This window comes from Aeromonas sp. 604282 (assembly GCF_049170575.1).
Classification (GTDB): domain Bacteria; phylum Pseudomonadota; class Gammaproteobacteria; order Enterobacterales; family Aeromonadaceae; genus Aeromonas; species Aeromonas veronii_A.
The window spans coordinates 81,402-107,548 of record NZ_JAAKMV010000009.1 but is presented as its reverse complement, the minus strand read 5'-3'; the positions used below and the strand labels follow the sequence as shown (position 1 = coordinate 107,548).

22 protein-coding genes and 2 tRNA genes are annotated in these 26,147 nt (G+C 58.4%); 7 read left to right on the top strand and 17 right to left on the bottom strand.

What is annotated here, in order from left to right; all coding sequences use genetic code 11:
• Window positions 1–109: 109 nt before the first annotated feature.
• The gene (dauA, locus tag G5367_RS12440) at window positions 110–1,846 is read right to left on the bottom strand and encodes a C4-dicarboxylic acid transporter DauA (RefSeq protein ID WP_421294410.1); all 1,737 of its coding nucleotides are present in this window, start codon (window positions 1,844–1,846) and stop codon (window positions 110–112) included.
• Window positions 1,847–2,333: 487 nt separating this feature from the next.
• Here dauA and G5367_RS12435 point away from each other — a divergent pair.
• Window positions 2,334–2,409: transfer RNA gene (locus tag G5367_RS12435), tRNA-Asn, on the top strand.
• Between the two features lie 4 nt (window positions 2,410–2,413).
• Window positions 2,414–2,489 (top strand) — tRNA-Asn (locus tag G5367_RS12430).
• 234 nt (window positions 2,490–2,723) lie between these two features.
• On the opposite strand, the gene G5367_RS12425 is transcribed toward G5367_RS12430, so the two are convergent.
• On the bottom strand, window positions 2,724–3,443 hold the full coding sequence (locus tag G5367_RS12425) for a hypothetical protein (protein ID WP_394374037.1): 720 nt from the start codon (window positions 3,441–3,443) through the stop codon (window positions 2,724–2,726).
• Between the two features lie 295 nt (window positions 3,444–3,738).
• Here G5367_RS12425 and G5367_RS12420 point away from each other — a divergent pair, with 295 nt between their 5' ends.
• Complete coding sequence (locus G5367_RS12420; protein WP_421209176.1) at window positions 3,739–4,290, top strand: lipoprotein; 552 nt, start codon at window positions 3,739–3,741, stop codon at window positions 4,288–4,290.
• A gap of 198 nt (window positions 4,291–4,488) precedes the next feature.
• Entirely contained in the window at window positions 4,489–6,486 is a 1,998-nt protein-coding gene (locus G5367_RS12415) for a hypothetical protein (RefSeq protein ID WP_421244283.1), read from the top strand.
• 84 nt (window positions 6,487–6,570) lie between these two features.
• Here the strand turns inward: G5367_RS12415 and glgC are convergent, their stop codons facing one another.
• Window positions 6,571–7,845, bottom strand: coding sequence for a glucose-1-phosphate adenylyltransferase (glgC, locus tag G5367_RS12410; protein ID WP_005337070.1), 1,275 nt, complete (start codon window positions 7,843–7,845; stop codon window positions 6,571–6,573).
• A gap of 189 nt (window positions 7,846–8,034) precedes the next feature.
• Here glgC and G5367_RS12405 point away from each other — a divergent pair, with 189 nt between their 5' ends.
• Entirely contained in the window at window positions 8,035–9,675 is a 1,641-nt protein-coding gene (locus G5367_RS12405; RefSeq protein WP_421244282.1) for an EAL domain-containing protein, read from the top strand.
• On the opposite strand, the gene G5367_RS12400 is transcribed toward G5367_RS12405, so the two are convergent.
• The 9 genes from G5367_RS12400 to G5367_RS12360 all read right to left on the bottom strand — a co-directional run bounded on the left by G5367_RS12400 (window position 9,638) and on the right by G5367_RS12360 (window position 17,784).
• Entirely contained in the window at window positions 9,638–10,132 is a 495-nt protein-coding gene (locus G5367_RS12400; protein WP_042055706.1) for a hypothetical protein, read from the bottom strand. The genes G5367_RS12405 and G5367_RS12400 overlap by 38 nt on opposite strands.
• Window positions 10,133–10,307: 175 nt before the next feature.
• A complete protein-coding gene (locus tag G5367_RS12395; protein WP_005337077.1) occupies window positions 10,308–10,670 on the bottom strand; it encodes a DUF2750 domain-containing protein in 363 nt (120 codons plus the stop codon).
• 180 nt (window positions 10,671–10,850) lie between these two features.
• Window positions 10,851–12,155: an inosine/guanosine kinase gene (locus G5367_RS12390; protein WP_005337079.1), complete on the bottom strand. Its 1,305-nt coding sequence runs from the start codon at window positions 12,153–12,155 to the stop codon at window positions 10,851–10,853.
• Window positions 12,156–12,341: 186 nt separating this feature from the next.
• Window positions 12,342–12,734, bottom strand: a complete 393-nt coding sequence (locus tag G5367_RS12385; RefSeq protein ID WP_064336267.1) for an MAPEG family protein — start codon at window positions 12,732–12,734, stop codon at window positions 12,342–12,344.
• Window positions 12,735–12,768: 34 nt separating this feature from the next.
• Complete coding sequence (gene hemH, locus G5367_RS12380; protein WP_368215929.1) at window positions 12,769–13,743, bottom strand: ferrochelatase; 975 nt, start codon at window positions 13,741–13,743, stop codon at window positions 12,769–12,771.
• 98 nt (window positions 13,744–13,841) lie between these two features.
• Window positions 13,842–14,486, bottom strand: coding sequence for an adenylate kinase (gene adk, locus G5367_RS12375; RefSeq protein ID WP_005337083.1), 645 nt, complete (start codon window positions 14,484–14,486; stop codon window positions 13,842–13,844).
• Between the two features lie 303 nt (window positions 14,487–14,789).
• The gene (gene miaE, locus G5367_RS12370) at window positions 14,790–15,548 is read right to left on the bottom strand and encodes a tRNA isopentenyl-2-thiomethyl-A-37 hydroxylase MiaE (protein ID WP_005346385.1); all 759 of its coding nucleotides are present in this window, start codon (window positions 15,546–15,548) and stop codon (window positions 14,790–14,792) included.
• Between the two features lie 205 nt (window positions 15,549–15,753).
• The gene (gene purF, locus G5367_RS12365) at window positions 15,754–17,274 is read right to left on the bottom strand and encodes an amidophosphoribosyltransferase (protein ID WP_005351229.1); all 1,521 of its coding nucleotides are present in this window, start codon (window positions 17,272–17,274) and stop codon (window positions 15,754–15,756) included.
• A 21-nt stretch (window positions 17,275–17,295) separates the two neighbouring features.
• On the bottom strand, window positions 17,296–17,784 hold the full coding sequence (locus tag G5367_RS12360; protein WP_033115174.1) for a CvpA family protein: 489 nt from the start codon (window positions 17,782–17,784) through the stop codon (window positions 17,296–17,298).
• Between the two features lie 8 nt (window positions 17,785–17,792).
• Between G5367_RS12360 and G5367_RS12355 the strand changes: the two genes are divergently transcribed.
• Window positions 17,793–17,969, top strand: coding sequence for a hypothetical protein (locus G5367_RS12355; protein WP_421244281.1), 177 nt, complete (start codon window positions 17,793–17,795; stop codon window positions 17,967–17,969).
• Window positions 17,970–17,971: 2 nt separating this feature from the next.
• On the opposite strand, the gene serS is transcribed toward G5367_RS12355, so the two are convergent.
• The 5 genes from serS to lrp form a co-directional block, all read right to left on the bottom strand.
• Window positions 17,972–19,267 (bottom strand): serine--tRNA ligase, encoded by a 1,296-nt coding sequence (gene serS, locus G5367_RS12350; RefSeq protein WP_201913275.1) that lies wholly within the window; start codon window positions 19,265–19,267, stop codon window positions 17,972–17,974.
• A 308-nt stretch (window positions 19,268–19,575) separates the two neighbouring features.
• Window positions 19,576–20,913, bottom strand: a complete 1,338-nt coding sequence (locus G5367_RS12345; RefSeq protein WP_421244280.1) for a replication-associated recombination protein A — start codon at window positions 20,911–20,913, stop codon at window positions 19,576–19,578.
• Entirely contained in the window at window positions 20,913–21,521 is a 609-nt protein-coding gene (lolA, locus tag G5367_RS12340; RefSeq protein WP_421244279.1) for an outer membrane lipoprotein chaperone LolA, read from the bottom strand. Before lolA ends, G5367_RS12345 begins: the two co-directional genes overlap by 1 nt.
• A gap of 80 nt (window positions 21,522–21,601) precedes the next feature.
• Complete coding sequence (locus G5367_RS12335) at window positions 21,602–24,118, bottom strand: DNA translocase FtsK 4TM domain-containing protein (protein ID WP_421244278.1); 2,517 nt, start codon at window positions 24,116–24,118, stop codon at window positions 21,602–21,604.
• A gap of 202 nt (window positions 24,119–24,320) precedes the next feature.
• The gene (gene lrp, locus G5367_RS12330; RefSeq protein ID WP_005300047.1) at window positions 24,321–24,812 is read right to left on the bottom strand and encodes a leucine-responsive transcriptional regulator Lrp; all 492 of its coding nucleotides are present in this window, start codon (window positions 24,810–24,812) and stop codon (window positions 24,321–24,323) included.
• 150 nt (window positions 24,813–24,962) lie between these two features.
• Between lrp and ald the strand changes: the two genes are divergently transcribed.
• Window positions 24,963–26,078 (top strand): alanine dehydrogenase, encoded by a 1,116-nt coding sequence (ald, locus tag G5367_RS12325; protein WP_421244277.1) that lies wholly within the window; start codon window positions 24,963–24,965, stop codon window positions 26,076–26,078.
• Window positions 26,079–26,147: the final 69 nt, after the last annotated feature.

The following is a 26,147-nucleotide window of genomic DNA, read 5'->3' as shown; positions in this document are numbered from 1 at the left end:
TGTAAGGGATACGATGGCTTTTGGTCAATGCAATTTTTTACTTTTTGCGTTCATTTGCTCAATATCCGAACAAAATGACCAAAAATATGCCGTTTCGTATCCCTTTCAATCAATTTACTGCCGCTTCGTGCAAATGTTCACCTTTGAGCGCCTCTTCCAGTGAACCGTAGAATTCCAGCGTGCCGGGTTGCGGTCGCACCTTGGCGCGAGCCAGGGTCTTGAGCGGTTGGAACTGCAACTCGGCCACCCGCAACTCGACACCGGCTTTGGCCATCTGCTTGCCAAAGTGGAGGAAGGCAGACAGACCGCCCGCATCGATGATGGAAACCGCCTCCATCTGCAACACCAGCACCTGGTGTCCTTTCACTTGCGCTTCCAGCTCGGCAAAGACCCGTTCGGCCGCTGCGAAGAAGAGCGGGCCGTTGATCTTGTAGAGCAGGCCGTTGTCCGGCACCTCGTGGGCATAGCGTTTGTGCTCGGCCAAATCGTGCAGTTTGGTCATCTTGGCGATTTCGCGCATAAAGAGCAGGGACGCCAGGATCACCCCGAAAGTGATGGCGATGACCATGTCGAAAATGACGGTGAGTGACAGGCAGACCAGCAGCACCAGCACATCGGATTTGGGCGCGCGACGGATCAGCTCCACCACCTTGTGCGCTTCACTCATGTTCCAGGCTACGATGAGCAGCAAGGCAGCCATGGCCGAGAGCGGCAACCAGGAGAGCCAGGGGGCCAGCACCAGAATGGCTGCCAGCACCACCAGCGCATGCACGATCCCCGAGATGGGGGACGTAGCGCCGGCACGCACGTTGGCGGCAGAGCGGGCGATGGCGGCGGTAGCGGTAATGCCGCCAAAGAAGGGGGCGAAGATGTTGCCAAGCCCCTGCCCCACCAGCTCGGCATTGGAGCTGTGTTTGCGACCGGTCATCCCATCGAGCACCACGGCGCAGAGCAGCGATTCGATCGCCCCCAGCATCGCCATGGAGAAGGCAGCAGGCAGCAGCCGCTCAACAGCTGCCAGGTTCCATTCAACCGGCAAGCCATCAGGTCCGGGCAAGGCCCAGGGCATCACCAGGGTCGGCGCGATGGGCGGGATCCCCATCCCTTGAGTGCCGTCGGCCAGGGTATAGCTGAACTTGCTGCCGATGGTGGCCACATCCACCCCAAAGTAATGGAGGCCAAAACCCAGACCCACCCCGACCAGCACCGCGGGCAGGTGGCCAGGCACCGGCAGACGCAGGCGTGGCCAGAGCAGCAGCACGGCCAGTGTTGCGACCCCCACCAGGGTATCGCCCCACTGCCAGCTTGGCAGGGCGGCGGCCAACGCTTCGACCTTGCCCAAATAGGTTTCCGGCATCTCGGGCACGCTCAGGCCAAAGAAGTCCTTGATTTGCAAGGTGGCGATCACGATGGCGATACCACCGGTAAAGCCCAGCGTCACTGACGGAGGAATGTACTCGATAAGGCGGCCAAGACGGGCCATCCCCATCGCCACCAGAAAGAGGCCTGAGATGAGCGTCGCCATCAACAGACCGCCAACCCCGAACTGCTGGGCAACCGGATAGAGGATCACGACAAAGGCAGCGGTCGGGCCGGAGATGGAGTAGCGGGATCCACCGGTTACGGCGATCACGATTCCGGCAATGATGGCGGTATAGAGACCGTGTTGCGGCGGCACACCGCTGGCGATGGCCAGTGCCATGGCGAGCGGGATGGCGATGATGCCCACCGTCACACCGGCGATAAGATCACGGCCGAAGCGGGCCATGCTATAGGGTTCATCAATACAGGACTGGCGTAAGGCTATGGCGAGCTTCACGCTATTTAAAGAGGCTTGCTTGTGCATGTATATCGTAATACCAGAAGAGGGAGATAAAGGCCGGAGAGATCCGGCGCCCGATCATCATCAAGGGCCGGCAGGGCTGTCGACGCGGCGATGGTATCCTGCGTAACCTTACTCCAGACGGGCCATTTTTTCGATGGGCAGGATCAATGAAAAGCACTCTGCCCCATGATTTGGCCCATTTACCGCCAAATCGCCGATCTTGACTCCAGCTCTCCCCCTTTTAGCCACAAAGATTACCATTTGAGCCTCGCCTGGTTACCAGCACGTTCGCGACATCATGCTGGCATCATCAGGTTGATGCGAACCGAGCCAATAACCCCTGGGCCGGTTGGGGGGAGCGATGACAAGGGACTGATTGTGCTGAAAATAAACCGCAAAGCGCAACTTTTGGGCAAACAGTCCGAAAATCCGGTTTTCGGTAAATTCGCGGGTTGACACCCGTCGCCCTGGTCATTAATATTCGCCCCGTCTTGACGAGACAGGCAATTCCTCCTTAGTTCAGTCGGTAGAACGGCGGACTGTTAATCCGTATGTCACTGGTTCAAGTCCAGTAGGAGGAGCCACTTTTCCCTCGTAGTTCAGTCGGTAGAACGGCGGACTGTTAATCCGTATGTCACAGGTTCAAGTCCTGTCGAGGGAGCCAAATTCTAAAGCCCAGCCTTTTGGCTGGGCTTTTTCGTATCTGCTGTTGTTTGCCTCAAACGTATCTCGCTTTCCCATCATCCTTGGCTGCTCGCAATCCAGATTCCCTGTTTTCGCTCAGTCTCAACCCGACTCGATGATGACTCTGATTCCTACCCGGCCAGCTCAGTTGACTACATGCTTACGAGCAGGCTGTTTCCCAGAAAGTCGGGCATGACAAAACAGGGTGAATTACTTATTGGCGGGTGACCCGGATCTGCAGGGTCTGGCGCTCGCTCTGGCTGCCTCGCGCTCCCTGTAGCTGGGTACCGAGGCGGCTCCCTTGATCTGCCGAGCTGGTCGAGAGCTCCCCCACCGTCAGCCACTGGCCAGGGGCTCCACTGACCTCGGTGGCACTCTGCCCACGATTGATGGTGCCCTGATCCAGCCTCGCCTGTTCGCTGCTGAGCGCAATCTGCACCCGATCGCCAATCAAGGTGGCCGTAGCATAGAGGCCATTCACCAGCGGCATCATCCCCACCACGGCGCCCCCGTTCCACTGATAGAAGGTCACCGGCTGATAGGAGCCCATCTGCAGCAGCACGGGACGACCCGACAGCCCGCGCACCTGCCAACTGTCGTTCTGGCTGCGCTGATACTGCTGGGCATTGCCATCGAGCAGCCACTGCCGCTTGGCCTCGTCGCGACTGATTGAGCCCCCCAGTTGCTGACCGCTGGCAGCCCCATCCACCCGCCACTCGATAAGCAGGCTTTGCGGCGGCTGGTTGATCTGCGCCAACGTGGCTTCGGCCTCCTGCAGCTGGGCTGGCGTTCCGCTCAGCACCAGCTGGTTACCCATGGCGCTTACCCCAAGCTGGGGATAGATCTCCTTGAGGGTCTGCACCGCCGCCTGCGCCTCGAAGACCGGGATCACTTTCACCTCGGCCCACAGCGATGGGCTCCAGAGCCCCATCATGCAGCCAAGCCACAGCAGCGCCCTGCGGCCAACCTTGCCCATCCGAACCATTGCGCTCTCCTCGTTCTCTGTGCTCTTCTCGCTCTCTGTTCTCTTCTCTCTGCTCAGGCGTAGACCCATGCCCGCAGCAAACAGCTCTGCCTTATTCCGCTCACCCATCGATGATGAACCCGGCGGTTGCCAAAAAACAATCGGGAATGCAGCAAGACCGTGATTTCCCACGGTATGAGGCTCTCATTCCACGCCCGTTATCGCGTAAGATAGCGCCATAATATTTGTCCAAGCGGAATCCATCATGTTGAAACAGCTGTTGTTACTCCCCCTCGCCCTGCTGCTGGGGGCCTGCTCCCTGACCCAGTACAATGTCAGCGAGGCCGAAATCAACCAGTACCTCAAAGATCAGGTCTCTTTTGAAAAACAGCTGGGGATCCCCGGCATCATGTCGAGCAAGATCCGTCTGGATGAGATGCAGAGCCGTATCGGCCGCAAACAAGCAGATCGCATCGAGCTGGACGCCGCTGGCGACCTGCAGGTGAGCAGCCCCCTTGGCAGCCAGCAGATGAAGATCCGCTTTGCCCTGAGTGCCCGCCCCGACTATGTGGCCGAGCAGGGCGCCATCTATCTGCGCGACCTTGAACTGATCTCGGTCAAGACCGAGCCGGCCGATATCGGGGCCGCCCTCACCCCGCTGCTGCCCACCTTCAATCAGTCGCTCTCCCTGTTCCTGTCGCAGACCCCGGTCTACCGCCTCGACAGCAGCCGCAAGAACGAAGCCAGGATCAAGGACAAGGTTGAAGCCCTCAAGGTAGAGCCGGGCCGTCTGGTCATCCCGTTCAAGGTGCTCTGATCACCGCCGCACTGGCACTTTCATCGCAATAAACAGATAACCGCCCTCTTCGACAACGCACATCCGGTTTAACGTGCAGCCGAATGGGGCGGTTTTTACTTCTCAAGTCCCCTCCAACACAGCATAATGCAGACCATTCTCATTTAGATTCGTCATGAGAAGCGTCAATAATAAAACCAACCAATGGTGAGAAGGGACATGAGAAAAACCGTACTGGTTCAGGCGATCGCCTGCGCACTGCTCAGCGGCGCCGCACACGCTGCCGTCAAGGTCGAAGACAAGACATTCAATACCGCCGCCAACATGCTGGCCTATACCGAATTCGAGCTCTCTGGCGAGCCGCTAGCCGAAGCACTGGGGCTGGATCTGGATGTGCTGGATGCCAACCGTGCCGATGAACCGACCCCGTTCGACTTCGCTGCCGGCATCGAATCCTACGAATACTCCGAAGAGGCGATGTACGCCCTCAACTACCAATCCGGCATGGGCCCGCATCTGGTGAACGGGCCGCAAAACCTGGCCCGTGGTGGCACCATGGCCTCTCTGGGGCAACGGGTGCTGGCCATGGCCGATGCGGTCGGCTTCCCGGCCGATGAAGTGCCGCAAGGCATGTATCCCCTCTCCCTGCCCTACGCCTCCGCCAATCCAGAGTTTGCCCAGGCCGTCAACGCCACTCCGGTCAATGGCGATCAGATCACCATCAAGACCGCCAAAGGGACCGAGAAGACCGTCAAGACCCAGGTGCCCGCCTACTTCCGTGACTACAGCACCCTGCGCTGGAGCGGCAGTGACAACCTGCTGGTACCCGCAGCCGTGGGCGGCATCCTGCTCAAAGAGGTGATGTGGTCGCAAGACTTCCTCGGCGGCATGCACGTGGCCGAGACCGATGAAGAGGTAGAAGCCGCCTCCGCCACCATGGATCAGGATGGCAAGCACAAGCTGGGCGTCTCTGCCGCCGACGGCTTCAACGGCATGATGCTGACCGAGCAATCCATCGACAAGCTGGCCATCATGCAGAACCAGCTTGGCTTCGACGGCAAGCAACTGGGCGCCAAGATCACCCCGCAGTACGATCCGGCCAAGGGCGTGATTTACTTCCCCCATCAGGTGAAAGTGACCGAAACCAGCAACAACGATGCCGGCGCCATCGGTAAGCTGGAGGTGGTGGATGGTTCCGCCCAGCTGCGCGATGCCTGGATGATGCTGTGGCCGCTCTCCGAGTTCTATGCCTTCAGCGATCAGCGCAGCGCTAACACCAACCAGAACCCGGCCTTCCACGCCGTGTTTGACGGTGCGCCGTTTGCCGCCGCACCGGCTGCCAACAAGACCAATGACCTGGGCAAAGCCGTTGCGGGCAGCGATGCCTTCTCGCTGGCGATCAATCTCTCCAACCTCACCTTCAAGAACCTGGCGGCCCTGCACTTTGATGCCAAGGCTGGCACCCTGGTCGACAGCTGGCAGGCAGGCAAACAGGGCAAACACGTCACCACCTTTGACGCCGCTTACGCACTGGTCGCCCTGCAGATCTTCCAGCGCGCTCAGGACGCGCTGCCGGTCGGTTACGCCGCCGGTGACAATGGCGAGCTGAACCTCAAGACCAAGCAGGGTCAACAGGCGCTCGACTTGATCCGCAAGCAGGCCGATTTCATCCTTGCCAACCTCAAGGGCAAAAATGGTCTGGTGCATGACGGCATAACCCTGGGTGGCAAGCTCGATGCCGGCTACTCCATCGATGCGCAGTTCGCCGCTATCCGCGGTCTGACGGCCGCCTTCCTCGTTACCTCCGATGCCAAGTACCGCACCGCCGCCCGCGAGCTGTTTATCGCTGCCGACAAGGCCTACTTCAATGCCAAGGCGGGCACCTGGCTGGCGGGTAAACAGGGTGAATACACTCCCTGGACCCAGGCGGCCATCTCTGGCGCCCTGCGCTCTGCAATGCTGAACCTGCGCAACGAAGGTGCCGAGAAGGCGCCCGAGCTGGAGCTGGCCAAACTGACCGGTCAGTACGTCAGCTGGTTCCGTGGCACCGTCAATGGTGGCATGCAGATGGCCGAGTGGATCGGCGACTCCGGCGAGAACATCATCGAAGGTGCCGGCAGCGATACCGATGAAGATGGCGTACCGCAAGTGACCGCCGCCGGTGGCAAGCACGGCACCGCCATGGTGATGGCCGCCAAAGCGGTGGTTAGCGAATAATCCTCGCCATTCACCAGCATGAAAAAGGGAGCCAACTTGGCTCCCTTTGCATTACAGCGTCTGACACAGTTTCAAGGGCTTTCCTCAAACCAGCTTGTCCAGCATCTCCTTGGTCACCAGCACAATCCCCTGCTCGGAGCGGTAGAAGCGGCGGCTATCCTCATCGGCATTCTCGCCCACCACCAGTCCATCGGGCAGCACACACCCTTTATCCACCACCACCCGGCGCAGACGGCAACCGGCGCCAATCTCGACCCCGGGGAAGATGATGGCTTGATCCAGGGTGCAGAAGGAGTGCACCCGCACATTGGTAAAGAGTACCGAATTGAGCACAAACGATCCGCTGACAATGGTACCGCCCGAGAACATGGAGTTGATGGTCATGCCGTGCTGGCCATTTCTGTCCTGCACAAACTTGGCCGGTGGCGTCAGGGTCTGGCTGGTCCAGATAGGCCAGTTCTGATCGTAGATATCGAGCTCGGGCAGCACGGAGGCGAGATCCATGTTCGCTTCCCAGAAGGAGTCCAGCGTACCCACGTCACGCCAGTAGGGCTTTTGCCCCTCGCGTGCCCCGACACAGGACATGTTGAAGGGGTGCGCAAAGGCCATCCCCTCCTCCACAATGCGGGGGATCACATCCATTCCGAAGTCGTGTTTGGAGTCCTGATTGTGAATATCCTCCTCCAGCAATTGGTAGAGGTACTCCGCCTCGAAGATATAGATTCCCATGGAGGCCAGCGAGCGATCCTCGCAACCCGGCATGGCAGGCGGATTGGCCGGTTTTTCGACGAAGGCGCGGATCTTGCGCTGCTCGTCGATATCCATGATCCCGAAGGCGGATGCCTCTGCCCGCGGCACTTCGATGCAGGCTACCGTCACCTTGGCACCGAGGCGTACATGGTCGAGCAGCATGGCGGCATAATCCATCTTGTAGATGTGATCCCCAGCCAGCACCACCAGGTATTTGGGGCCGTAGTCACGAATGATATCGACGTTCTGATAGATGGCATCGGCGGTGCCGCGATACCAGTGCACCTCATCCACCCGTTGCTGGGCTGGAAGCAGGTCGATGAACTCGTTCATCTGGTAACGCAGGAAGGACCAGCCCGATTGCAGGTGACGCAGCAGACTGTGAGATTTGTATTGGGTGACTACACCAACGCGGCGGATCCCCGAGTTGATACAGTTGGAGAGCACAAAGTCGATGATCCGGAATTTGCCACCGAAATGGACGGCAGGCTTGGCGCGGTTGTCAGTCAACTGCTTCAGGCGACTGCCACGTCCACCTGCCAGCACCAGTGCCATACTCTGGTTCAATAATTGTCGTGCTTTGGCACTATTTTCTGGCTCTAACAACATGATTTACCTCTGCCTTGTTTGATCTGTTTTCAACTCATCTTCGCCTGTTTCGATACCTGTGAAAGTGGTTTCACTCACATTTAACCGATTTCAATTGACCCTTTTCACCGAGTTGCGAGGAATAGCATGCTTTGATCCGACAGCTTGGTTAAAATTCCCTCATAAAGCAGCCACTTCAAGGATAACAAGATGGTTCACAAGCTTGGACGCACCCTTTTCATGATCGCCACCATAGTGACCATACCACTGCTGCTCCTGCAAGCAGTTTGGTTGGCTCTTCAGAGCACACCGCTCACCCTGGCCATTATTCTGGCCACCACACTGCTTGGCATGATCCTGCTGTTGATGCTGGCCATCCGCACCATGGATGGCATGATCCAGCATCAGGAGCTCACCTGGGTCAAGGCCATCAGGAGTCGGGATCCCTCCCTGCTCGAGGAGCCCGCCTCCCGAGAGGTACTGCAACAGCTGCTTGAGCAGTTCGAAAGCGCCGAGCAAAGTGCCCATCGCCAGCTGACCGAACTCAGCAATCTTGCCACTACCGACGAGTTGACGCAGCTACTCAACCGCCACGCATTTCGCCGCGACATGACCGAGTTACTGCAGCGGGATCAGGACACCCAGACCGCGACCCTGGTACTGATCCGCGCCACTGAACTTGGCAAGATCAACGCCCAGCGCGGCTTCCAGTCTGGCGATGCCTACATCAAGGATATGGCAGCCCTCATCAAGCGGGTGGTAAGCCGTTTCCCGGGCAATCAGGTCTACCGCATTTCGGGAGCTGACTTCGCCGTGCTGGTGCAACCGGTGGCCAATATTCCCCCCCATCTTCTGGGACAGGATTTGAAAGTGGCTTTCGATCAATATCAGGCTCAACATGAACTGGAGAGCACTGGTTACTCGGGGCTGACCAAGCTCAGCAGCGGCCAGAAAATCGAAGCCGTGCTGGCCAGAGCAGATCTGGCGCTGGCCCGCGCCCAAACCGAAACCATCAACGGCTGGGCCATCCAGCAGGATGACAGCGTCTCCGATCTGCAGGGACAACATCACTGGCGCGAGGTGCTGACTGAAGTGCTGGCACAGGAGCGGCTCAGCTTCACTTATCAGCCGATCCTGCCCCTGCACCGCAGCATGCTGGCTTACAACGAGATCTACACCCGCTTCAGCGGCAATGATGGCACTGCCCTGCCCACCGACACCCTGTTTGCCATGGCCCAGCGGCTGGATATGGTGATGCGGCTGGAGCAGCTGGTCATTACCCACATCATGCGCCAGTACCGGGCCTTTGGTGCCAACCAGAGTCGCTGGGGGATCAACCTCTCCCCCAACCTGCTGCAAAACAGCGCCTTCCTGATCTGGCTTGACCGCCAGTTGCTCAAAGATCCCAATACCAGCGCCAATCTGGTGTTCGAACTGGATGAAGAGCATCTGGAACGCAACCTGACCGGTGCCAAGCGGGTATTTGAACTGCTGCGCCGCAATGGCAGCCGCTCGGCGATCGCCAATTTCGGCAAGGGGATCGGCTCCTTTACCCTGTTTCGCGAGCTCAAGCCCGACTACATCAAGCTGGACCCTGCCCTGATCACCGGACTGGAGCAGGATCAGACCAACCAGCAGTTCGTGCGAATGATCGTCGATGTATCGCATCGGATGGGGTGTCAGGTGATTGCAGAGGGGGTGGAACAGCTTGGCCAGAAACAGCTGCTGCAGGGGATGTACGTGGATGGCTTGCAGGGCTATCTGATCGCCCGGCCGCAACCGTTGCGACCGGATATCAGCCAGCTGGGGCTCTTTACTGAGGATGCTTCAGCTTCAACAGGGTCAGAATGATGTCATTGAGCTGGCGATAGCGCTCCAGCTCTTTCTGATCGTAACGGGTTGCCAGGGTGGTGGGGTTGTGGCGATTTTTGAGGTAACGGTTGATCTGCAACCGGTTGAACCCCGCCACCTGATAGACCTGGCCAAGCAGGGTATTGAGCTCATCGTGCTCCAGACCGGCTCTGGCCAGATAGTCACCATCGGCGGGACTCTCGGTCTGGTGACTCCACTTGCCAATGCGACCACTCTCCTGCAGATAGCTGAGCCACTGCTCGATATAGAGGGGTTTGCACCCCGCCAACAGGTTGAAAAAGCCCACTGCATCGCAACGACAACCGCTCAGAAGCACGACCGCCAGCTGATCGTCATCGCACTGGAAGGTCACTGGTCCGGCTTGCGCCCAATCCAGCGCCTGCACCCGAATGCTGGCCTTCTCACCCGCAGCTCCCGTTACGTCGAATACAAACATGGCGCTCCTCCCTTGGCAAAAGGTTGATGATGGACCATCCCCCTGACAGGTGCAAAGGCAAATCGGCTTTTAACTCATCAATCGGACCATTCGACCATAAAAAAGACCGGTACCCTCACGGATGCCGGTCTTTGTCCCGATGGCCTGTGCGTTCAGGCCATCAATGGAGGCGCTTTCAGGCGTCCAGTTCAACCAGTGCCTTGGCCAGCTCGATGGGTTCGAGCTCCTGACCTTCCAGGTCGGCGTTCCAGTTCGGGCCAACCAGTACATCATCTTCATCCAGATCGTTGATCCAGATATCGAGAAACTCTTCCAGATCGATCACTTCCGGCTCGTAATCGGCCCACTCGTCAACACAGTGCAGACGAGCGTCCTCTTCGGCAGACCAGAGCGGCATCACGTCGGCATCTTCAAATTCGGCGGAGCGGCAGACGACCCAGTCTTCCCCATAGCGCAGACCCCACACCTGACCCGACTCGCGGACTTGTTCGATAAACAGTTGGAAATTGGCGTCAAGGTTGTCGTTAAGCATGCTCATGGGATTCTCTCTTTCTTTCGGATGCTGCGGCATTGTCGGGCGACAATACGATGGCCAAATGGTGTCGTAAAAGTGACATGGACTCAAGCATATTGGGGTTATTCCGGGAAAAAAGCCGGGATAACTCCCATTTGCCTGCAAAAACACCTCCCGATGGAGGCGTCTTGCAGATTCAGGAGATCAACGCTCCCAGTAAACCTCTTCCAGGCTGTCCTCTTTCTCCGGCAAACCGCGGGAGAGACGTGGGCTGCTCTGGGCCAACACCTCGTAGCTGACGCGGTTGGCATATTTGCACACCTGGGCCAGTGAGGAGTAAGTCAGGAACTCGGAGATGTGCTTGGCGGAGTTGGGCACATTCATCCGGTGATAGGAGTTCGCCACCATGTCGTGCAGCACGGCGGAAAGGGCGCCATCCCCTGCCCCGTTGGTGTTCTTGATCTTCTCCGGGCCACCCATATACGGGGAGATGTGGGAGTAGATGCGGGCCGGTTTACGGCACTTGGCGCGGGCCATCGGGCGGCTGAACTCATACATGTTGAACTCGGGGATAACGCCCGGCAACAGGGTATGAGTGGTCTCGCGCTTGTAGTCCTCGTCGGTATAACTCGCCATGTAGAGGCCGATGGGGCCAGCAGTACAGAGCACCATATCGGCCCAATCCAGCGCCTTGTCGGCCGCACCGAGCGGATCTGCGATGCCGGTCAGGGCTTCACCTTCGTCTTCGTTCATCGCCAGCACAGTGACGTTTTCGGCAATGAAGTCTCGCCACCACTGGGGGTTTTCGTCGATGACGAAACGGGTGCCCAGGGTCAGCACCACGGGAATACCGGCCTCGCGGGCATAACGCACCGCGGTCATGGCCGCCTCTTTCATCGGATCACCATCGTCACCACGTACCAGATAGGCGGTGATCACCAGGGCAGACGCCCCTTTGATCACATCCTCCGGAATGTGCTGCACATCCAGCTGGTTCATCTTGCCGGCGTTGATACCGAAGCTGCGCTCGCCGCACTCGGTAATGAAAGTGAAGCAACGGCCGATGGGGCCATCCACCGGCTGCAGATAGTCCAGATTGACGCGGGAAGAGGTGTTGCACAGATAACGGTAGGCGTAGCAGCCGATACGAATATCCTGACTCATCACACCCAGCAGGATGGAGTGGGAGTCGGCCAGTACCGAGTAGTTGTGTACCGTGTTGCCAATGGTGCCACCGGCAAACTCGCTCACTACCATGTTGTTGGCCTTGAGCTCGTCATAAATCCGTTCGGCCACGTCGTCATTGATGACGACGGAGTGCCCCTTGCTCAGACCATAACGGGTCAGAAAGTCTTCATCCACATGGGCTTCAATATCAACCAGGGTCTGATCAATCCCGACGACGTAGGCTTTGCCCAGCTCGGTTAACAGGGGATTTTGCGGAACCAGGGGATCGCGTCTGTCGACAGGGAAGTAGTGTTTGGACTTGCGCTGACCGGGAAATTTCATGGCAATGTTCTGTGCTCTGGGGGAAAGAGGGGCGGGATTTTAACACAATCCGCAGCCCCGAAAAGTCGCCCTGTTTAAATAATGGAGTCAGTATAGACAAGGCTTGCAAGGAAAAACGTTTGCCTTTTCACCATAAAAAAACCACCCTGCCCGGGGTGATTCCATAGCATAAAAAAGCGTCGGTTTTCAGGCGGCCGCCATCCCCTGCAACAGGGCCAGCAGCGAGAAGAGGCCGAGGGCTAGCCAGAACAGCAAGGTGCCCAGAAAACGGGGCACATTGGGGGCTTTGGGGATCTGGATGCCAATGGCATGCAGGATGCGGCCGACCAACAGCATGGCGCCACCGGCATGCAGCCAAAGCGCACCGGCACCGGATAGCTCGCACAGCGCCATCAGCAGCAGGGTCAGCGGCACATACTCGGCAAAATTACCGTGGGCCCGGATCGCCGCCAGCAGCTCGGGGGCCTCCCCCTGCCCTATCATCACCCCGAACTGGGCGCGGCGTTTGACCACCCAGAAGGAGAGCCCCAGAAACAGCAGCCCAAGCAGGCCTGCGTAGATCAGCGTGATATGTACCATGACTCGACTCCTTGTTTGACTGACTGCCGGTCACTCATGCCAATTCGCGGCAGATGAGCGAGACCATCATCCTGATGTGGGCCTGATCGCTGTTGAGGGCCGGAATATATTCAAACCGCTCGCCACCGGCCTCCATGAAGCTCTCCCGATTCTGTACCTGAATTTCCTCGAGGGTTTCGAGGCAGTCGGCGGCAAAGGCAGGACAAATCACATCGAGCCGCTTGATGCCCGCAGCTGGCATACCGGCGATGGTCACGTCTGTGTAGGGCTTGAGCCACTCCTCCTTGCCAAAGCGGGACTGGAAACTGGCCGTCCACTGCCCGGCCTCCAGCCCGAGCGCCTCGGCCAGCAAGCTGGCGGTATGGCGACACTGGTGACCATAGGGGTCCCCTTCGTTCTCGTAGCGCTCGGGAATGCCGTGGAACGACATCAGCAGGTGATCACCCTGACCGTGCTGCTCCCAGTGACGGCGCACGCTCATGGCCAGCGCCTGAATGTATTCGGGGTGGGCGTGATAATCACGAATGAGCCGTACCACCGGCAGATTGCGTTCTCTCTTCATCGCCTTGCCCCAGGCATCGAAGACCGAGGCGGTGGTACTGACCGAATATTGCGGATAGAGCGGCAACAGGATCACCCGGTTGACCCCTTTGGCCTTGAGCGCCTGCCAGCCATCATTCACTGACGGGGAACCATAGGTCATCGCCAGCTCCACCGGCACATCGACGCCCTCCCGCTTGAGCTCCTGCTCCAGCGCAGCACGCTGCTGCTTGCTTATCACCATCAGCGGCGAGCCCTGCTCGGTCCACACCTGCTGATAGAGCTTGGCCACTTTGGGCGAGCGCGTCGGCAAGATGATGAAGTGGAGCAGCGGACACCAGAGGTAACGGGGCAGGTCCACCACACGGGGATCGTGCAGGAACTGGCTGAGGAACGCTTTGACGGCAGCGGTGGTCGGTGCGGCTGGGGTACCCAGATTGACCAGCAATATTCCGGTTTTCGTGGTCACGTTGGCTTCCTGTCTATCTGTCATTATGCAAAAAGGGCCCGACAGGGCCCTTCTCTTTATTTATCTGATGGCACGGGAAACTGTGCCGGCAGCAAAGATCAGCCCAGAATGGTGGCAAGCTGCTTGCTGACCAGATCAACCGGCTGAGTGCCGTCGATCTTGACATAACGGGTGTGGCCCGCTTCCGCCTCTTTGCCGTAGAAACCGATCAGCGGCGCGGTCTGCTGATGATATACATCCAGACGCTTGCGTACTGTGGTCTCTTCGTCGTCGGCGCGGATCACCAGATCTTCACCGGTCACGTCATCCTTGCCTTCCACTTTCGGCGGGTTGAACACCACGTGGTAGGTACGGCCGGAGCCGGAGTGAACGCGACGACCGCTCATGCGCTTGACGATCTCTTCGTCCGGCACATCGAACTCCAGCACGAAATCAACCACGACACCGGCGTCCTTCATGGCTTGCGCCTGGGGAATGGTGCGCGGGAAACCGTCCAACAGGAAGCCTTTGGCGCAGTCAGGCTGAGCGATACGCTCTTTGACCAGACCGATGATGATGTCGTCAGAGACCAGCTGACCTGCGTCCATCACAGCTTTGGCTTTCAGACCGAGCTCGGTGCCCGCTTTGATCGCCGCACGCAGCATATCGCCGGTGGAGATCTGGGGAATACCGTGTTTTTCCATGATGAACTGAGCCTGGGTACCTTTGCCGGCGCCCGGAGCCCCCAACAGAACAATGCGCATACACGCTCCTATTGATTGGTTATTCAAATCTTGCGAAGGCAAAAAAGTACACGGTTTCGCCCATTTCTACAAGGGTGAGCCACTTGAATGAGCACTTTATCACCACAATAACCGGCTGTTCGAACAGGATTTCATCGCAAGTGGAAGACGCAAAAATAGCCAGGGATTCAGCATAGAGCGCCAAAAGCAGGAAGGACGTACGACAGAAAAAAAGATCCCGGCTCAGGGCCGGGAATTGCGCTCAAAAGTAACTACTTGTCGCTCGTAGTAGGAACAGGGCAATAGTAGTTTGCCCCCTGTGCGTCAACAACTGTCAGATGTGACAGGCAGGCCGCTATGGAACCGGAACTGGGGATCCGGCGAGCAGATTAGCTCGGCTTCCAGCTTGCCAAAGAAGGCCACCCGCTCGCTGATATCCTCCCCTGCGTACTGTTCGGCCAGGCTCAGGTAATCCTGATAGTGACGCGCCTCGGAGCGCAGCAAAGAGACATAGAAGCGGCTCAGCTCCTCGTCCAGATGGGGCGCCAACTTGGCAAACCGCTCGCAGGAGCGGGCCTCGATATAGGCGCCGATGATCATCTTGTCGACGATGGTGGCCGGCTCATGGGTGCGCACATGCTGCATCAACTGGCGGGCATAGCGGGAGGCCGTCACCGGCCCGTATTCGATGCCGCGGGCCTGCATGATCTCCAGCACCTGCTCGAAGTGGTGCAGCTCCTCCTGAATGAGTCGCACCATGGGAAACAGCAGCGGATTGCGCTCCAGCTCGGCAAAGACGGTGCGATCAGACTCTCCCATGCTGCGTTTGCCCAGGATCTCGGCCTTCTCCGGGATGGCATCCAGCTCACGATAAAACTCCAGCTTGGGCAGCAGATGGCGCTTGCCCTTGGGCAGGCAGTAGCGGCGCACCAGACTGTGGGCGGTGAGTGCTGCCTTGGTCTCGCAGTTGGCGTGATCGATGAGCAGGGTCGGCAAACGGGCCGGATCCCGCGCCATCTCCACCCACTCATCCGGGGTCTCGCACTGCAAAAACTGGCGCACTGGGGCTAGCAGATCATCCATCTGAACTCTCGTCTCTTAAAAGCGTATCGGTCATATATGTTGCCGCCTATGCTAGCGGATCCCGCTGGCCATGCCCATATCCGGCAAGATAAGCGGATATTTTTCAAACAGATATCTCCTCCCCCTTCTGCCAGTGTTAAGTAGAAACGACAATGGGGGCTACAGGCCCCCATCTCGCTATCCCATCCGGCAAAACCGCAAACGTTTAACTGCCTTCGTTAAAAATTTCCAGATTGCTGGTGCCTTCCTGCCATTCACGCACCGCTTTGGTGTCATCGTTGCGCAGGGCGTTGAGGTGATCCAGATAGGACTGGTCCACGTCAGAGGTGACGTAGTGGCCATTGAACACCGAGGTCTCGAAGTGACGCAGATCCGGGTTGATCTCCCGCACGGCGGCTTCCAGATCTTCCAGATCCTGGAAAATCAGACCGTCAGCGCCAATCAGCTTGCACACCTCTTCCACTTCGCGACCGTGGGCGATCAGCTCGTTGGCGGTGGGCATGTCGATGCCATAGACGTTGGGGAAACGAATTTCCGGCGCCGCCGAGGCGAAGTAGACCTTGGCTGCCCCCGCTTCACGGGCCATCTGGATGATCTGCTCGGACGTGGTACCACGCACGATGGAATCATCCACCAGCAACACCTTCTTGCCCTTGAATTCGGAGCTGATGGCGTTGAGTTTGCGGCGCACCGACTTCTTGCGCTGGGTCTGGCCCGGCATGATGAAGGTACGGCCGATATAGCGGTTCTTCACGAAGCCCTGACGGTATGGCAGATCCAGGGTGTGAGCGATCTCCAGCGCCACGTCACAGGAGGTCTCGGGGATGGGGATAACCACATCGACGTCGAGATCTTCCCACTCGCGGGCAATCTTCTGACCCAGCTTGCGACCCATGTTGAGGCGGGCGGCGTAGACCGAGACCTTGTCGATGCACGAATCGGGACGGGCGAAGTAGACGTATTCGAAGATGCAGGAGCTCATCTGCGGGTTCTCCGCACACTGCTCGGAGAAGAGCTGGCCCTGCTCGGTGATGTAGATGGCTTCACCCGGCGCAATATCCCTCACCGTCTCGAAACCGATGGCGTCGAGCGCCACGCTCTCTGAGGCGAGCATGTACTCCACCTGCCCCTGCTCGTCCTGACGACGACCGAGGATCAGCGGGCGAATGCCGTTGGGATCACGAAAGCCGATGAGACCATGACCAATCACCAGCGAGACCACCGCATAAGCGCCGCGGATCTGCTGATGGGTTCTGCGCACCGCGGCGAAGATATCTTCGGGGCGCAGGGCCATCTTGTCACAGCGATCCAGCTCGTGAGCCAGCACGTTCAGCAACACTTCCGAATCGGAAGTGGTGTTGATGTGGCGACGGGCGACCTTGAACTGCTGCTCCTTGAGCTCCTTGGCGTTGGTGAGGTTGCCGTTATGGGCCAGCACCATGCCGTAGGGCGAGTTCACATAAAAAGGTTGGGCTTCAGCGGCACTTGAGCTACCTGCGGTGGGATATCTGACATGACCTATGCCGATGTTCCCTTGCAAACGCTGCATGTGGCGCACTTCAAACACGTCCTTCACCAGGCCATTGGCCTTGCGTTGCCGGAAGTTTCCACTATCAATGGTCACGATCCCGGCGGCATCCTGTCCCCTGTGCTGCAACACCGTCAAGGCGTCGTAGAGGGCCTGATTGACGGGGGTGGTGCCAACTATACCGACAATACCACACATGTCTTTGCTACCTCGAAGTCACTATACCTGTTTAAGAAAACTGGATGAGTTCAGCATGAACCCGAAAAACCACTGGATCACCGGCTTGAACTCCGGCACCAGCTTGGATGCCGCCCACCAGTCGCTCTGGGAGAGGCTGGTGAAGGTATCCATGAAAAAAAGCAGGGCACTGACGATCAGTACCCCGCGAATTGCGCCGAAGCAGACTCCAAGCACCCGATCGGTACCGGAGAGCCCCGTCTTGTCCACCAGCAGACCCACCACGTAGTTCACCACGCTGCCCAGGATCAGGGTTGCCACGAACAGGGCCGCGATGGCCAGACCGTTGCGCACCAGCGCATCGGAGAAAGAGGTAAAATAGGCGGCGAGATCAGGATAGAAGTGGCTGGCAATAAAGAAGGCAACGAACCAGGTGACGAGAGACATGGCCTCTTTGACGAAGCCGCGCACCAGGCTGATGAGTGCAGAAAAACCGACGATGCCGATGATGGCGTAATCAATCCAGACCATAGAAAAAGATGTCCTGCGAAATTGCGGCGCAGTCTAACAAAAACGATTGCGCATTGCTTGATAAAAATGTGTTAACTGTTCAAAGCGACGTCGAAAATCCGCATTTTTTCAGCATTAAAACGGTTGATCGGCGCCAGAATGCACAACGCCATGGCAATGCCATGGCGTTGTGCTCTGCGGCATGAACTTACCCGATGTGGGTCAGGCCGCCCATGTAGGATTGCAGCGCAGCCGGGATGGCGATACGGCCATCTGCCTGCTGGTAGTTCTCGATCACGGCGACCAGAGTACGGCCTACAGCCAGACCGGAGCCATTCAGGGTGTGAATGAGCTGCGGCTTGCCATCGACACGCACGCGAGCCTGCATGCGGCGCGCCTGGAAGTCGGTGCAGTTGGAGACGGAAGAGATCTCGCGGTAAGTGTTCTGGGCCGGCAGCCACACTTCCAGATCGTAGGTTTTGGAAGCGCAGAAGCCCATGTCACCGGTAGAGAGCGCCATCACGCGATACGGCAGCTCCAGCAGTTGCAGCACCTTCTCGGCGTGGCCGACCATCTCCTCCAGCGCATCCCAGGATTTCTCCGGGTGAACCAGCTGAACCATTTCGACTTTGTCGAACTGGTGCATACGGATGAGGCCGCGGGTATCACGACCGTAGGAACCGGCTTCAGAGCGGAAGCAGGGGCTGTGGGCGGTCATCTTGATCGGCAGCTCTTGCGCGTCAAAGATCTCGTCACGGGCCATGTTGGTGAGCGGCACTTCGGAGGTCGGGATCAGGGAGAACTTGCGTACCTTGCCCTCTTCTTCCCCTTCACCTTCGATACCGGTGTTGAACAGGTCTTGAGCAAATTTCGGCAACTGGCCGGTGCCATAGAGGCTGTCCGGGTTCACCAGATAGGGCACGTAGCACTCGGTGTAACCGTGCTGCTGGGTGTGCAGATCCAGCATGAACTGAGCCAGGGCACGGTGCAGACGGGCAATCTGACCCTTCATCACCACAAAACGGGTACCGGAGAGTTTGACGCCATTCTTGAAGTCAACGCCCTTGGCCGCTTCGCCCAGATCGATGTGATCGCGTACCGGGAAGCTGAACTCACGCGGGGTACCCCAACGGCGCACTTCCACGTTGTCGTTCTCGTCACGGCCCACCGGAGTAGTCTCGCTCGGCAGGTTGGGGATGGCGTCGGCAATGGCTTTCAGCTGGGCCAGCAGGGCATCCAGCTCGACCTTGCTGGTTTCCAGCTCGTCGTTGATCTTGGTCACTTCGGCCTTGAGCGGGGCAACATCTTCACCACGACGGGCAGCTTCACCGATGGATTTGGAGCGGGCGTTGCGCTCGGCCTGCAGCTCCTGGGTACGGGACTGCAGATCCTTGCGTTTCTCTTCCAGAGCGTTGACAGCCGCTACGTCCAGAACGTAGCCACGTGTCGCCAGACGAGCGGCAGCCTCTTCGATATCGCTGCGCAGATATTTGGGATCCAGCATGGTTTACCTACTTTTTTAAAATGGGATCTGGGCCTGAGTCGTCATGACGGGCTGGGAAACAGATCCGGAAGTTAACATCGGTTGGCGCACCCCAATCGTCTTCAGAATCGGGCCTTAACTATCACAGGCCTTCGAGATCAAGAAGATGGCGCAAGGCCAAGACAAGCGGGGTCAGACGGGCAGTGTAGCAGACCGCCCCCCCGCCCGAACAGGGACTATTTGTGTCGTTTTTACCGACTTTGGCACGTAAACCGTCCTGCATATTCAAACGCCTGACCAATTTTCAGCCATGCGGGGTAACAAAGGGACTATTTGCCCCGTTGCTGCGGACTTTGCCTGTCCAGCTCATGGAGGTAATCAAGCTTCTGGCCAATCTGCTTTTCAAGGCCGCGATCGGTGGGCTGGTAGTACTGCTTGCCCGCCAGCTCGGGCGGAAAATACTGCTCGCCAGCGGCATAGGCGCCCGGCTCGTCATGGGCATAGCGATACTCGGCGCCATAGCCCAGATCGCTCATCAGCTTGGTCGGCGCATTGCGCAGGTGTACCGGCACCTCGAAGTCAGGGAGGTTTTTGGCATCATGAAGCGCCGCCTTCCAGGCGGTATAGACCGCATTGCTTTTCGGGGCGCAGGCGAGATAGACGATCGCCTGGGCGATGGCCCGCTCCCCTTCCGCCGGACCGATCCGATGGAAACAATCCCAGGCCGACAGGGCGACCTGCATGGCGCGCGGATCGGCATTGCCCACATCTTCCGAGGCAATCGCCAGCAAGCGGCGGGCGATATAGAGAGGATCGCAACCGGCGCTCACCATACGGGCATACCAGTAAAGCGCCGCATCCGGCGCCGAGCCGCGAATGGATTTGTGCACCGCCGAGATGAGGTCGTAGAAGTGATCGCCCCCCTTGTCGAAGCGGGCCACGTGCTCCCCCACCACGGCAGCGAGCAGGGCACTGTCGATCACCCGCGCCCCTGTGCTGTCGGCTTCGGCCATATCGGCCAACAGCTCCAGATAGTTGAGGGATTTTCGCCCGTCCCCATCCACCGCCTTGGCCAACGCCTCTTTGACGCCGGGGGCAAAGGTGAGTGCCGGATCATTGAGACCACGGGGATCGGTCATCGCCTGATCGAGCATGGCGAGAATATCGCTCTCCTCCAGTCGCTTGAGCAGATAGACCCGAGCTCGTGAGAGCAGTGCGTTGTTGAGTTCGAACGAGGGGTTTTCGGTGGTGGCACCGATAAAGGTGATGGTGCCATCTTCGATGTGGGGCAGGAACACATCCTGCTGGCTCTTGTTGAAGCGGTGCACCTCATCCACAAACAGGATAGTACGCACCCCGCGCCAGCTGTTCTCCTTCGCCTTGTCGATAGCGGCGCGGATCTCCTTGATACCGGAGGTGACCGCAGAGAGTCGCTCCACTTCCGCCTGACAGTAGTGAGCCATCAGCTCCGCCAGCGTGGTCTTGCCGGTCCCGGGTGGCCCCCACAGGATCATCGAGTGGCAGTGACCCGCCAGAATGGCTTTGCGCAGGGGCTTGTCAGCCCCCAGGATATGTTGCTGACCGATATACTGGTCGAGGTTTTGCGGCCGCATCCGGGCCGCCAGCGGACGAAAGTCCGACGAGAAATCCAGCGAGAGATTGCTCATCAGCGCTGATCATCCAGCTCGACCCCCTTCGGGATCTTGAAGACAAATTCGTTACCCTTGAGCACCGGCTTGCGGTTGAAGTTATTGAGGGTAAATTCGGTCCACTGCCCCTGCGCCTCTTTTACATCAAAACGACTGATATTGTTGTCGCGATCGAAGGTGACGCGGAAGGAGGCTATAAGCTCGCTCGGCTCCCTGCTGGTGACGGTGTAGACATCCCCCTGCTGGGTCACGTCGTAGCGCTTCCACAGCTTTTCGTCATTGCCAGTGATCAGCACGAAGGGGGTATTGAGCACCGCATCCTTCAATTTAAGGGCTGTCACCTGCTCGACGAAGGGGTCATATACCCAGACATCCTTGCCATCAGCCACGATCAGGCTCTCGTCAGGCGAGGTGGTATGCCAGTTGAAATGGTTGGGGCGCTGCACCACCAGATCGCCGCTGGCGCGCTGCAACTCCTTGCCCTTGCTGTCGTAGACAGTCTGGGAAAACTTGGCAGAGAAGAGGCTGACACTGGCCAGCTTCTGCTTGAGATCGCTGGCCGCATCGGCCCACACCTGGCTGCTGGCTATCAGCAGCACGGTACCCATCAACAGTTGTTTTTTCATCACGCTCTTCATAAAGACGCTCTCGATAAAAGGCCACGCCCGCGGAGGACATGGCCAGGGATAGAATGAAACGGTGAGTCTTAGTCCCGCACTGGCGGCGGTGCCAACACGTCGCGTTGACCATTGCCACCCGGGGCGCTGACGATGCCCTGATTCTCCATCTGCTCGATAAGACGAGCCGCCCGGTTGTAACCAATCTTGAACTTGCGCTGCACGCTGGAGGTAGAACCACGACGGGACTCCACCACGAAGGCGACCGCTTCGTCGAACAGGGGATCGAGCTCTTCATCGTCACTACCGCCATATTCGCCGCTGCCGCCGTCACCACCAGATTCGCCGGAGAGGATCTCCTCGATGTAGTTCGGCTCGCCACGCAGTTTCCAGTCCGCCACCACCTTGTGTACCTCGTGGTCATCGACGAATGCACCGTGTACCCGGGTCGGGTTGGAGGTACCGGCCGGCATGTAGAGCATGTCGCCCATGCCGAGCAGAGATTCAGCACCGCCCTGATCGATGATGGTGCGCGAGTCGATCTTGCTCGATACCTGGAACGAGATCCGGGTCGGAATGTTGGCCTTGATAAGACCGGTAATGACATCCACCGACGGACGCTGGGTCGCCAGAATGAGGTGAATACCGGCGGCCCGCGCCTTCTGGGCGATACGGGCGATCAGCTCTTCCACCTTCTTGCCGACGATCATCATCATGTCGGCAAATTCATCCACCACCACCACGATGTGGGGCAGTTTCTCCAGCTCCGGTGGCATCTGATCCATGGAATCACCCGGTCGCCACAACGGATCCAGCAGGGGTTCCCCCTCCTCGATGGCGGCCAATACCTTGTCGTTGTAGCCCTTGAGGTTGCGCACCCCGACTGCCGACATCAGCTTGTAACGGCGTTCCATCTCGCCCACACACCAGCGCAGGGCGTTGGCGGCGTCCTTCATGTCGGTCACCACCTCGGTCAGCAGATGGGGGATCCCTTCGTAAACCGAGAGTTCCAGCATCTTGGGGTCGATCATGATGAAGCGCAGGTCGTCCGGCGTCGACTTGTAGAGCATCGAGATGATCATGGTGTTGACCCCTACCGACTTACCGGACCCCGTAGTACCGGCCACCAGCAGGTGCGGCATCTTGGCGAGGTTCACCACCACCGGCTCACCGGCGATGTCCTGACCCAGGCCCATAGTGAGCGGGTTGCGGCTATCGCGGAACGCATCGCAGTCGAGGGTTTCGCGCAGGTAAACGGTCTGGCGCACCCGGTTGGGCAGCTCAATGCCGACATAGGTCTTGCCCGGGATCACCTCGACCACCCGCACGCTGCTGGCCGACAGAGAGCGGGCCAGATCGCGCGAGAGATTGGTGATCTTGCTCGCCTTCATGCCCGGCGCCAGATCAAGTTCGAAACGGGTGATGACAGGGCCCGGATAGACACCGACCACCTTGGCCTGCACGTTGTAGTCGGCAAGTTTGGCTTCCACCAGACGGCCCATACGCTCCAGCTCATCCTTGCTCATCATCTGGGTCTTGGCCGGTGGACGGTCGAGCAGCTCGATACTCGGCAACGGCGGCAGCGTAGATTGCGGACGACGCTTGGGCTTGGTCGGTGCGACTGCAACAGGTGCGGCGACCTCGTCGTCCCCTTCGGCCCACGGCAGATCCAGATCGTCATCATCATCGTCATCGGCCACAGCCAATACCGGCTGACGACGCCCATTGGCAGTCGCCACCGCACGTTTCGGTTTGGCAGCCGGAGCTGGCTCATCATCTTCATCATCAAACTGGGGATCGAACTCGAAGGTATCGTCGTCGAGTTCCGGCAGCCACTCTCCGGCGGCAGCCTTCTGGTTCTTGGCCTTGGGCTTGCGAGTCCAGCTGGTGTGCGGCTCATCTTCCTCGTCATCAAACGCGATGGCCCCTACCCCGCCTTCCAGCAAGGGATCCGGCCCCTCGTTGCGGGGTTGACGCCAGCCACCGGTGAGCCAGCGGCCTAGGGTGGTCGGGAAGTGGTAAACAGCGCTGACCGAACCGGTACAGGCCGCGCCGATCTGCTCCACGATGGTGAGCCAGGACCAGCCGGTAAACAGGGTGATGCCGGTTGCCACGAAGCAGAGCAGCATCAGGTTGGCCCCGACGCCGCCAAACAGCGGCACCACTGCAGAAGCGATCACATCCCCCACCAGACCTCCGGCGGAGAAGTTCTGCATATCGTTGAAGTTCATGCTGGCAATGGCCGACATGCCGAGCACGGTCAGGATAAAGCCAATGATCCGTACCCCCAGAGTGAGGTAATCCACATCAAGCAGGCGGCTCGGGCGCCAGAACAGGCTCCAGCCCAGCAGAACCACCAGTGGTGGAACCAGATAGGAGAAGGCACCAAAGGTAAACATAGTGATATCGGCGAGCCAGGCCCCGGCACTACCGGCGAGGTTCTTGACCTCCCCTTGCCAGGAGGTCTGGGACCAGCCGGGATCGGCGGGATGATAGGACAACAGGGCGAGCAGAAGATAAGCAGCCATCAGGGTGATGGCGATCAAGACGGCTTCGAAGATCCGTTGTATACCTGATAAAGGAGTAAACAGCTTTTTATCGGCCAAACTCCGGCTCCTTTCTGAAAACATATAATGCAGGAAAATAGGGGGCCCAGTATCCCTGAAAAGCCCATCGATTGTCAGCCTGTGTCTGCTGGGGCGGGGCCAAATTTGCACTCTTCTTTACAAGAAGAAACGAGCGGACTGGCCGCTCGTTTCTGACAGTCATGGTGTCTCGTATGGAAAAGATACCACGGCATAATCTGCGTTATCGGGTACTGATCACCAGACGGCTGCTCTGCTTGACCTCTTCCATCACCACGTAGGTGCGGGTGTCATTCACCCCAGGCAGACGCAACAGGGTCTCCCCCAGCAAGCGACGATAAGCTGACATGTCGCTTACCCGGGTCTTGAGCAGATAGTCAAAATCACCCGAGACCAGATGGCACTCCTGGATCTCTTCGAGCACCTGAACAGCCTTGTTGAACTGTTCAAACACATCGGGAGCACCGCGGTTGAGGGTAATTTCTACAAAAACCAGCAGCGACGCATCCAGATAATGAGGGTTCAGAATCGCAGCATATCCTTCGATATACCCTTGTCGCTCGAGGCGACGAACCCGTTCCAGACACGGTGTGGGACTCAGGCCAACTCGTTTGGACAACTCAACATTCGAGATCCTGCCATCCTTTTGCAGTTCATTGAGAATGTTGCGGTCAATCCTGTCCAAATCCTTTAGCCGACTCTTAGCTTCCATCATTTAATTCCATCCTTTGGCTATTTTTTGGTAAGAATCACCATTCATTTTATAATTATGGTCACAAATCCTGTCAATACCTGAATATACTAGGCGCAAATGTTGGTTAACATTTTGGCAACATAAACCACCAATCGATAGACGAGGGATAGCATGATTATCGGTGTACCTAAAGAGATAAAAAACCATGAGTATCGCGTAGGCATGGTTCCGGCCAGTGTACGTGAACTGACAGCACGAAACCATACTGTTTTCGTCCAAAGCGGTGCCGGAAACGGCATTGGCTTTAGCGATGCAGATTATACCGCTGCCGGAGCCGAAATTTTGGCCTCTGCAGCAGAGGTTTTCGCCAAAGCCGAGATGATCGTCAAGGTCAAGGAGCCTCAGCCTGTCGAATGTGCCATGTTGCGTCCGGGTCAAACCCTGTTCACCTATCTGCATCTGGCGCCAGATTTGCCCCAGACCGAAGCCCTGCTGAAAAGCGGCGCCATCTGCATCGCCTATGAGACCGTCACCGACGGCCGTGGTGGCCTCCCCCTGCTGGCTCCCATGTCAGAAGTGGCCGGACGCATGTCTATTCAGGCGGGTGCCCAGGCGCTTGAAAAATCGCGTGGCGGGAGTGGGGTGTTGCTCGGCGGGGTACCCGGTGTCGAACCGGCCAAGGTGGTGATCATCGGCGGTGGCGTAGTAGGCTCTAATGCAGCGCGCATGGCCATCGGTATGCGCGCAGATGTGACCATCCTCGACAACAACGTCGATACCCTGCGTCGCCTTGATAACGAGTTTCAGGGGGCCGCCAAGGTGGTCTACTCCAATAGCGAAACACTGGAACGCCATCTGCTAGCGGCCGATCTGGTCATCGGTGGCGTGCTGGTACCGGGTGCCACTGCGCCAAAACTTGTCAGCCGTGACCACATTGCGCGCATGAAGCCGGGTTCTGCCATTGTCGATGTGGCCATCGATCAGGGTGGCTGTGTGGAAACCTCCCACGCCACCACCCATGAAGATCCGACATTTATCGTCGATGAGGTAGTGCACTACTGCGTTGCCAACATGCCGGGGGCCGTTGCCCGCACCTCGACCGTGGCGCTCAACAATGCCACCCTCCCCTTTATCATCAAGCTGGCCCAGCAAGGGTATCGCCAGGCACTGCTGAGCGATCCCCACCTGTTGCACGGGCTCAACGTGATGGAGGGCAAGCTCACCTGCAAAGAAGTGGCCATGGCACATGACCTTGCCTACACGGATCCCCTGACCCTGCTGAACTGATCTGCGCTGGCCTGCGCCAACTGAAGATGAGTGAAAATCCGCCCGCGATGGGCGGTTTTTTTATCCCTT